Origin of the sequence: Bergeriella denitrificans NBRC 102155 (assembly GCF_001592185.1) — a bacterium.
Lineage (GTDB): Bacteria > Pseudomonadota > Gammaproteobacteria > Burkholderiales > Neisseriaceae > Neisseria > Neisseria denitrificans.
Map to the genome: position 1 here is coordinate 1 of NZ_BCWL01000076.1, position 9,131 is coordinate 9,131.

Below are 9,131 nucleotides of genomic sequence, written 5' to 3' on the forward strand. Positions count from 1 at the left end.
GCATTTTCAGACGGCTTATTCCGCTGCGCCTTACGTCCGTTCCGCCTTTACTTTCGGCTCGCGTATCGGCAGGTTGCACAAGGCGGCCAGTGCGGCCAGTGCCATATCGGCGTACCACATCCAGCCGTAGTCGCCGAAGGCATTGAGCGCGAGGCCGCCGAGATAGGCGCCGAGAAAGCCTCCGATTTGGTGCGAGAGCAGCGTCAGGCCGAAGAGGGTGGCCAGATAGCGTAGGCCGAACAGTTTGCCGGTGATGGCGGCGGTCGGCGGTACGGTTGCCAGCCAGGTCAGACCCAAGCCGGCGGCAAAAAGATAGAAGGTCCAATCGGTGCGCGGCAGCATCAGGTAAAGGGCAATCAGCGCCACGCGCGAGCTGTACATCCAAAACAGAATGTATTTGCTGCGGAAGCGGCCGACCGCCCAACCTGCGGCCAAACTGCCGCCGACATTGGCGATGCCGATGATGGCCAGCGACCAGGACGCTACGGCGGGCGGCAAGCCGCACAGGGCGACTTCGGTGGGCAGGTGGGTGACGAGAAAGGCGATATGGAAGCCGCAGGTGAAAAAGCCCAGGTGCAGCAGCAGGTAGCTGCGGTCTTTAAACGCGGCTGCGACGGCCTGCTTTAAGGGCTGCTCCGGCGCGGATGTGGCGGCGGGAGCGGGTTCGGCTGTCGAATTACGGAGGGTCAGCAGGCAGGCGGCGGGAATAATCAGCAGGCTGATGGCGGCTAGCACATACATTGCGCCCTGCCAGCCGACGGCGGGGAGAAAAATCAGGCTCTGTATCAGCGGGGCAAAGGCAAACTGGCCGAACGAGCCGCCTGCGTTGACAATGCCCGAAGCCGTACCGCGCAGGGCGGGCGGCACATGCTGCATCACGCGGCTCATTAAGACCGAGTGGCTGCCCGCGCCCGCGCCGAATGCCAGCAGAAAGCCGACGGTCAGTACCAGCCCTAAAGCGCCGGGGAACAGGGGCACGGCGATGCAGCCGAGCGCCAGCAGCAGCGTGCCCCAGATTAAAACAGGGCGTGCGCCGTATTTGTCGGCCAGTGCGCCGGAAACCGGCTGCGCGACGCCCCACATTAATTGGTTGAGCGCCATGGCGAAGCTGACGGTTGTCATGCTGAGCGCGGTGGTGTTGACCAGCGGCGGCACAAACAGCCCCAGCGACATACGGATGCCCATGGTAATCAGCAAGACGGCCGCGCCGGAAAAAACGGCCAGCCAAATCAGTCGGTCGGGGCGGCTCATAGGTTGGTCCTTATGTAACGTGTGTTTGGGACAAGTGATTTGAGTAATGCTTGATATTTCAGTCATCTATTCCCTCCCCCGTCTTTAACGGGGGAGGGTTAGGGTGGGGGTGATTTCCAGGTCACTTTAGACCAACCGCCACCATCCTAACCTTCCCCCCGCAGGAGTGGGGGTAAGGAGCAGGTTGCTGAATTTCAACGGATTTTATATTTTTCAACCGTTTGTCTTACCCCGAACGCACATTATGTACGATGCGGAATTTAGTTCAGCAGCATATCGCGGTTGCCGTGTTCGGGCGGCGGCTCGGCTGTTTCAAGGGTGTCTGCTTCGGCTTCGTCTTCTGCTTCTTCATCGCCGCTCGGCGGGGTGTCCTGCAACTCGGGTAAAACCAGCTCGCCCAGCTCGGTCAGCGGCGGTAATTCTTCCAGGCTGTCTAAGCGCAAATCGGTCAGGAAGCTTTCCGTGGTGGCCCACAGCGCGGGGCGGCCGACGGAATCGCGGTGGCCGATGATTTCAATCCAGCCGCGGTCTTGCAGGGTTTGCATGACGTTTTGCGACACGGCCACGCCGCGTATGCCTTCGATGTCGCCTCGGGTTACGGGCTGCTGGTAGGCGATGATGGCCAGGGTTTCCATTACGGCGCGGGAATAGCGCGGGGTGCGCTGCTCCTGCAGGCTGCCGAGCCGTTCGAATGCGGCTTGGGCAATCTGGAAGCGCCAGCCTTCGCGGGTGTGCACCAAATCCAGCGCGCGCTGCTGCCAGCGCAGTTTGAGTTGGGTCAGCACGTCAATCAGTTTGTCTTGCGACAGCGGCGGCACGCACAATTCGCGCATGGCTTTTTCGCTTAAGGGTTCGATTTGGGTCAACAGCGCGGCTTCAATCAGCGCGTCGGGTGGGAGCTTGTCGTTCATGGTCGGTAGCGGGCAGTCAGTCCGGGCGTGTTACGGGTGTGCCGCCTTTGCGCTCGGCTTTGCGGGCTTCGCGCAGGGCTTTCTGTTCGGCTTCTTTTTTACGGGCGGCTTTGAGCCAGTTTTCCCATTGCGCCGGGGTTTCGAGGCTGATGCGGCCGATTTGGCCGTCGCGGAAATCGGTGAGAATGTTTTCGGCGGCTTTTTGGTAGTTGATGCGGCCGCCGGATAACACTGCGCCGCGTTTTTTGGCAATCCATTCCAGCCAGTCGGTATCCTGCCAGTGGCTGGAGGGGTCTTTGTCGGCTTGGTAACGCGCCTGCAGCAGCGGCAGGTAGTGGCGGCGCAGATAGTCTAAAAGCTCGAGGGCGACTTCTTCTTCGTCCAGCGCATTGCGGCCGACCGCGCCGCTGGCGGCCAGATTGTAGCCGCTCTCTTCAACGATGATTTTCGGCCACAGCATACCGGGGGTATCGTAAAGCCAGAAATCGTCGGCGAGAAACAGGCGCTGCTCGGCTTTGGTGATGCCCGGCTCATTGCCGGTTTTAGCGGATTTTTTGCCGATCATGCCGTTAATCAGGGTGGATTTGCCGACGTTGGGAATGCCGCAGATTAACACGCGCAGGGGTTTGTCTATGCCGCCGCGGTTGGGCATCATGGCGCGGCAGGCTTGGGTGATTTTGGCGTGTGCGCCTTTTTCGGACGAATCGAGTGCGAGGGCGCGGGTGTCGGGCAGGCTGTTGTAGTGCGCCAGCCAGACATCGGTGCGCTCGGGGTCGGCCAAATCCTGCTTGTTGAGGATTTTCAGCTTGGGCTTGCCTTTGGAAAGCTGCGCCAGCAAAGGGTTTTCGCTGGAAGCGGGCAGACGCGCGTCCAGCATTTCAATCACCATATCCACGCTTTTAACGCGTTCGGCGATGGCCTTTTTGGCCTTGTTCATGTGGCCGGGAAACCATTGGATTGCCATGTGGGGTCTTTCTTGCAGTGAAGCCGTCTGAAAATCGCGCGGGTATGCGGCGGTTTTCAGACGGCAATATCGGGGCGGCTGCGCTTGGGCGCGGCGGCGGGTTTAGAGGTTGCCTCTGCCGGATTGGATTTGGTAGTAGCCGGCGCGGTCCATACATTCTTCCAGACTTTGGGGCGTTTTGCCCTGCTTGGCATCCTGATAGGCCTGCGCTTTGCAGGTGCGCTGCTGGCGGACGACGTCGGTTTCGCTCATGCCGGTTTGGTGCCAGCGGTGGGGTGCGACGGTGTTGGCGGAACAGGCAGCCAGCAGTGCGGCGGCCAGCAGGGGGAACAGGATTTTGGTGTGTGTCATGGTCAACCTTTCAATCAATGCCGTCTGAAAACGGCCGTGGGTCAGCGTCCGGCCAGATTGTCGGCCTGACGGTGGCGCACCAGCAGCTCGTAGGTGTGTTTCAGGCGCTGCGCCAGCCGCTCGACAACGTACACGGAGCGGTGCTGGCCGCCGGTGCAGCCGACGGCGATGGTGACGTAGCTGCGGCTTTCCTGCTGCATACGCGGCAGCCAGCGGCTGATGAAGCCGTAGATGTCGTCCACCATTTCCTGCGCCAGCGGCTGGCGGTCGAGATAATCCTGAATCGGCTTGTCCATGCCGTTGTAGGGGCGCAGCTCGGTGTCGTAATAGGGGTTGGGCAGGCTGCGCATATCAAAAATGAAGTCGGCATTGTTGGGCGTGCCGTATTTGAAGCCGAACGATTCCAAAATCACCAGCAGCCCTTGCCGCTCGGTGTTCAGCCATTGCTGCACGGTATAGCGCAGCTGCTGGGCGTTGGTTTTGGAGGTATCGATGCAGTAGGCCAAGTCGCGCAGGGGCGAGAGCCATTGGCGCTCTTTCTGCAGGCTTTCGGTCAGGGTCATGTCGTGGCCGGAGAGCGGGTGGCTGCGGCGGGTTTCAGAGAAGCGGCGCACTAAAACGCTTTCTTCGGCTTCGACAAATAATACATCCACCTGGTGGCCGGCTTCGCGCAGGCGGTAAATCTGCGCCTGGGTTTCGTCGATGTCGATGCCGGAGCGCACGTCCACGCTGACACCCAGATGCGTTTCGTTTTTGCGGGCGGAATGGTGCTGCACCAGCGCGGGCAGCATTTCAATCGGCAGGTTGTCGACGCAGTAATAGCCCAAGTCTTCCAACTGCTTGAGGGCGATGGATTTTCCGGATCCGGAGAGGCCGCTAATCAATACGACTTTCATGGTTGCTTTCGTTTTCCTTCAGCAGGGTTTGATGGCGTTCCAAAAATTCTTTCGTGCTGTCTTTGCCGCGCAGCTGCAGGATGTAGTTGCGTACGGCGGCTTCCACCAATACCGCCAGGTTGCGGCCGACGGCCACGGGCAGGGTCACGGAGCGAATGCTGACATTTAAGATGGATTCGGTTTCGGTGCGGATGCTCAGGCGGTCGAGCTGCTTCATGTATTCGTCATCGGCAGCCACGAGGTTGATGATGAGCTGGAGTACTTTTTTCGGGCGGATGGAGGTTTCGCCGAAAATGTGGCGGATGTTCAATACGCCCAGGCCGCGTACTTCCAGAAAATCGCGCAGCATGGGCGGGCAGCGGCCTTCCAGCATTTCGGGGCCGGTGCGGAAAAGCTCGACGGCGTCATCGGCAATCAGGCTGTGGCCGCGCGAAATCAGCTCCAGCGCCAATTCGCTTTTACCCAGGCCGGACTGGCCGGTAATGAGCACGCCGACTTCGAATACGTCGAGAAACACGCCGTGGCGCACGATGGAAACGGCAAGCGTGCGCTGCAGGTAAATCCGCAGCACGTCCATCAGGTGCGGGCTTTCCACTTTGGACGTCAGGAGCGGAATGCCTCGGGTATGGCAGAAATCGCGCAGCTTGGGCGAAACGGGCAGGCCGTTGGCCACAATCACCAGCGACATGGGAATATCGAACAGCTCTTGAAAATCGTAGGGCAGCTCGCCCGATTCGAGACGCTTGAGGTATTCGGCTTCGGCTGCGCCGACCACCTGCACCTGATTGGGGTGGATAAAATTCAAATGGCCGACCAGCGCCAAAACGGGCTTGTCGGCCTCGACCCCGATGCGGTTGTCGGCACCGGAATTGCCGGCCGCCCAAGCCAGTTGCAGTTTGTGCAGATTGTCTTGGTAGAGCTGGCGTACGGAAATACTCGGCATGTTTACTCTTCGGTCAGCAGGCGGTAGGCTTCTTCGGCGGTTTGCGCCGCCAGGAGCGCCTCGCGCACGCTTTTTTGTGAAAACTTACCCGCCAGCTTGGACAATACTTCCAAATGCTCGCCGGTGGCGTTTTCCGGTACCAGCAGCACAAATACCAGCGATACCGGCTTGCCGTCGGGCGCGTCGAATTCAACGGGGGTTTGCAGGCGGATGAAGGTGCCGACGGCCTGTTTTACGCAGGCATGGCGGCCGTGCGGAATGGCAACGCCTTGGCCCAGGCCGGTCGTGCCCAGTTTTTCGCGGGCAAACAGACAGTCGAATACATCGGAGCGCGGCAGACCCGCTTCATTTTCCAGCAGCAGGCCGGCCTGCTCGAACAGGCGTTTTTTGCTGCTGACTTCCAAGTCCAACACGATATGGGACAAGGGGAGGATTTCGCCGATCAGGCTCATAAGAATCTCTTTAAGAGGTAGCAAAACAAGATGGAATTGTACCGAGTGTCGGGGTAAATCTCAATGGCAAACCGACAATTTATGGCCGCTCCGTGAGATTGGATACGGCGTTCCGTACCGGCTGCTTGCCGCCATGCAAACGGAAACGGCGGTACACGCGCGATGCCGCCGAGCTTTAGCCGTTTGGAATAGGTTTGCACCGTCTGCGGCCGTCTGAAAAACCGCCGCCTGCTTTATGCGCCCAGCCACAGATAATGGCCGGCGATGCCGAGAAACCAGGCCATGCCGATGCGGCTGTTGCCCAAAAACGTGTGGAAGCAGACTTGGCGGTTGCGCGTGCCGGCGGTCAGGTATTGGCCGTACTGCCACCATACGGTTACGGGCAGCATCAGCCAATAAGGCCAGGTGGCGTGGATGTGCAGCCCCAATACCACCATCAGCAGGGTAAAACCGGCGTGGCAGAGCATCACGGCGGTCAGGTCGTGGCGGCCGAAAGTGATGGCGGACGTGCGGATGCCGATTTTCAAATCGTCTTCCTTATCGGCCATGGCGTAGATGGTATCGTAGGCCAGCGTCCACAGCATATTGGCGGCGAATATCAGCCAGGCGGTAGCGGGCACGCTGTCGGTGACGGCGGCAAAAGCCATGGGGATGCCGAACGAAAATGCCAGCCCCAGATACAGCTGCGGAATCGGGAAAAAGCGTTTGGTAAACGGATAGCTCATGGCCAGAAACAGCGCCGGCAGGCTCATCAGCCAAGTAAGGCGGTTCAGGGGTAGGATGCATAGGGCGGCCAGCAGGCAGAGCGCGGCGGTCAGCAGCAGGGCTTCCTTGCGGCTGACGGCGCCGCGTGCAAACGGGCGGTTGCGCGTGCGCTCGACTGCGCCGTCGAAATCACGGTCGGCATAGTCGTTGATGACGCAGCCCGCGCTACGCATCAGAAACACGCCGGCGGTAAAGGCAGCGAACACGGTGTGGCCGGGATAGCCTTTGGCGGCAATCCACATCGCCCAATATGTCGGCCAAAGCAGCAGCAGCGTGCCTATGGGTTTGTCGGCGCGCATCAGCTGTAGGTAAACGGTTGCTTTTTCGGCGGCGGCGGGGGAGAGGTATTTGGAAAGTAGGGCAAACATATTTATCAATACAAATCGGTGTCCGGCAGGGTTTGAAACCGGAGTGAAGCGGTTTTCGGCTTGGTTGTATGCCGATTGCTTGAGCCGGAGCGTTTTTCAGACGGCCTGCAGCGTCCGGCAGCGGGTCAGGCCGTCTGAAAACAGGCCGCTTATTGTCATACGCGCGGAATAAGGGCAGCAGAACCATGTTATCCGAGCGCACCCGTCGGCGGCAGATAGGCGTGCAGCTCGGGCAGGAAGCATTCGGCCAGCCATAAATCCTCGCCCTGCCAGCGGAAGCGGGAGCGGCGGGCGGTCAGCGGCGCGGGGTGTGCGTTGTCGGCGATTTGGGCAAACTCAAATGCCGAGCGGGTCAGCGGCAGCGAGCCGTCAAACAGCAATTCGCCCAAGGGGCGGCTGCCGCAGTCGAGCAGTTCGCGCCAGTTGTGTGCGGACGCGGTGCACAGGCTGCGTGCTTGGATAACGGGCGTGCGGTTCAGGCACAAGACCACATCGCGCACAAAACACGGCGTATCGGGCGGCGGCATCAGCCCGGCGTAAGCGTTGGCGGGTGTGCCGCTTTCGGCTGCGCCCAAATACAGCAGACGCACGGAAAATTCTGCGTCCAACGCGCGCAAAGCCGCCGTCAGCGACGGCGCGTGCAGGATGGGCGGGGCATCGGGCGGCGGGGCGGCCTGCCAAATCGGAGGGCGGGTCATGCGGGTATTTTCGGGAAACAGGCTGTCTGAACAATGCCGTCTGAAAAAGATCGTGCAGCGTGCGGCGGCGCAATGTGCCGTTTTCAGACGGCCTGCGCCTGCGGTGATGGCGGCAAACGCTGTTTTCAGACGGCTTGCGGGTTTACAGCTCGATGCCTTTTAATTTGGCAACGGTATTGATGTCTTTGTCGCCGCGGCCGGAGAGGTTGACCAAAATCACTTGGTCTTTGCCCATTTTCGGCGCGTTTTCCACCGCCCAGGCCAGCGCGTGCGAGCTTTCCAAAGCGGGGATGATGCCCTCGAAGCGGCAGAGCAGGTCGAAGGCTTCCAGCGCTTTATCGTCATTGGCGGCGGTGTATTCGACGCGGCCGATGTCGTGCAGATGGCTGTGTTCCGGGCCGATGCCGGGGTAGTCCAAACCGGCGGACACGGAATGCGTGCCCAATACCTGGCCGTTGTCGTCCTGCATCAGATAGCTGCGGAAGCCGTGCAATACGCCAATCGGCGCACCCGAAGTAATCGGCGCGGCGTGGTCGGGTGTGTGCACGCCCAAGCCGCCCGCTTCCACGCCCACCAGGCGCACGCCGGTTTCTTCGATATAGGGGTGGAACAGGCCGATGGCGTTGGAGCCGCCGCCCACGCAGGCCACGGCCACATCCGGCTGGCGGCCGATGGCTTCCTGCATCTGCTCTTTGGCTTCGTTGCCGATGACGCATTGGAAATCACGCACCATTTCGGGATAAGGCATCGGGCCGGCGGCGGTACCGATGATGTAAAACGTATCGTCCACGCGGGCGACCCATTCGCGCATCGCTTCGTTCATCGCGTCTTTCAGCGTGCGGCTGCCGCTCTCCACGCCGACCACGTTGGCACCCAAGAGCTTCATGCGGAAGACGTTGGGCATTTGGCGCTGGATGTCGTCCGCGCCCATATACACGTCGCAGGTCATGCCGAAACGTGCGGCGACGGTGGCGCTGGCCACGCCGTGCTGACCCGCGCCGGTTTCTGCAATCACGCGCTTTTTACCCATGCGCTTGGCCAAAAGCGCCTGGCCGATGGTATTGTTGACTTTGTGCGCGCCGGTGTGGTTTAAATCTTCGCGTTTGAGCCAGATTTGCGCGCCGCCCAAATGCTCACTCAGACGCTCGGCATGGTAAACCGGGCTGGGGCGGCCGACGTAATGCTTCAAATCGCGGCGGAATTCGGCCCAAAATTCCGGGTCTTTTTTGGCTGATTCGTAAGCCTCGGCCAATTCCTGTAGCGCGGGGATTAATGTTTCGGAAACGTAAAGGCCGCCGTGTTCGCCGAAAAAGCCTTGTGCGTCGGGTGCTTGGTAGTTTTTCATCTTTTATCCTTTGTGTGATGGCGCATGGCAAACAAGGCCGTCTGAAAATCGTGAAAAATATGGGTAGATGCAATGATAGGATTATAGGGTTTCAGACGGCTTTTTTCAAAATATAGTGAATTCAAATAAAAAATCTACGGCGTTGGCTGCGCCTGGCCGTACTACTTGTACTGTCTGTGGCTCGCCG

General features: G+C 60.0%; 10 protein-coding genes. All 10 read right to left on the reverse strand.

The genetic code is table 11. The annotated features are described in order from the left end of the window. Window positions 1-30: 30 nt before the first annotated feature. Window positions 31-1,251, reverse strand: coding sequence for an MFS transporter (locus BDE01S_RS05640; protein WP_066078475.1), 1,221 nt, complete (start codon window positions 1,249-1,251; stop codon window positions 31-33). 260 nt (window positions 1,252-1,511) lie between these two features. Then, complete coding sequence (scpB, locus tag BDE01S_RS05645) at window positions 1,512-2,162, reverse strand: SMC-Scp complex subunit ScpB (protein WP_066078478.1); 651 nt, start codon at window positions 2,160-2,162, stop codon at window positions 1,512-1,514. A gap of 16 nt (window positions 2,163-2,178) precedes the next feature. Further along, window positions 2,179-3,126, reverse strand: coding sequence for a ribosome biogenesis GTPase YlqF (gene ylqF, locus BDE01S_RS05650; RefSeq protein WP_066078480.1), 948 nt, complete (start codon window positions 3,124-3,126; stop codon window positions 2,179-2,181). Between the two features lie 102 nt (window positions 3,127-3,228). Further along, window positions 3,229-3,477 (reverse strand): hypothetical protein, encoded by a 249-nt coding sequence (locus tag BDE01S_RS05655; protein WP_066078482.1) that lies wholly within the window; start codon window positions 3,475-3,477, stop codon window positions 3,229-3,231. A 41-nt stretch (window positions 3,478-3,518) separates the two neighbouring features. Next, window positions 3,519-4,373 (reverse strand): RNase adapter RapZ, encoded by an 855-nt coding sequence (rapZ, locus tag BDE01S_RS05660; RefSeq protein WP_066078485.1) that lies wholly within the window; start codon window positions 4,371-4,373, stop codon window positions 3,519-3,521. Then, window positions 4,354-5,316 carry an HPr(Ser) kinase/phosphatase gene (gene hprK, locus BDE01S_RS05665; protein WP_066078488.1) on the reverse strand — a complete coding sequence of 321 codons (963 nt, stop codon included), beginning with the start codon at window positions 5,314-5,316 and terminating at the stop codon, window positions 4,354-4,356. Before hprK ends, rapZ begins: the two co-directional genes overlap by 20 nt. Before the next feature lie 2 nt (window positions 5,317-5,318). Next, entirely contained in the window at window positions 5,319-5,768 is a 450-nt protein-coding gene (gene ptsN, locus BDE01S_RS05670; RefSeq protein ID WP_066078493.1) for a PTS IIA-like nitrogen regulatory protein PtsN, read from the reverse strand. A 233-nt stretch (window positions 5,769-6,001) separates the two neighbouring features. Continuing rightward, the gene (gene ubiA, locus BDE01S_RS05675) at window positions 6,002-6,901 is read right to left on the reverse strand and encodes a 4-hydroxybenzoate octaprenyltransferase (RefSeq protein WP_066078496.1); all 900 of its coding nucleotides are present in this window, start codon (window positions 6,899-6,901) and stop codon (window positions 6,002-6,004) included. A 188-nt stretch (window positions 6,902-7,089) separates the two neighbouring features. Continuing rightward, complete coding sequence (locus tag BDE01S_RS05680) at window positions 7,090-7,599, reverse strand: chorismate--pyruvate lyase family protein (RefSeq protein WP_066078497.1); 510 nt, start codon at window positions 7,597-7,599, stop codon at window positions 7,090-7,092. Between the two features lie 142 nt (window positions 7,600-7,741). After that, entirely contained in the window at window positions 7,742-8,944 is a 1,203-nt protein-coding gene (trpB, locus tag BDE01S_RS05685; RefSeq protein WP_066078500.1) for a tryptophan synthase subunit beta, read from the reverse strand. Window positions 8,945-9,131: the final 187 nt, after the last annotated feature.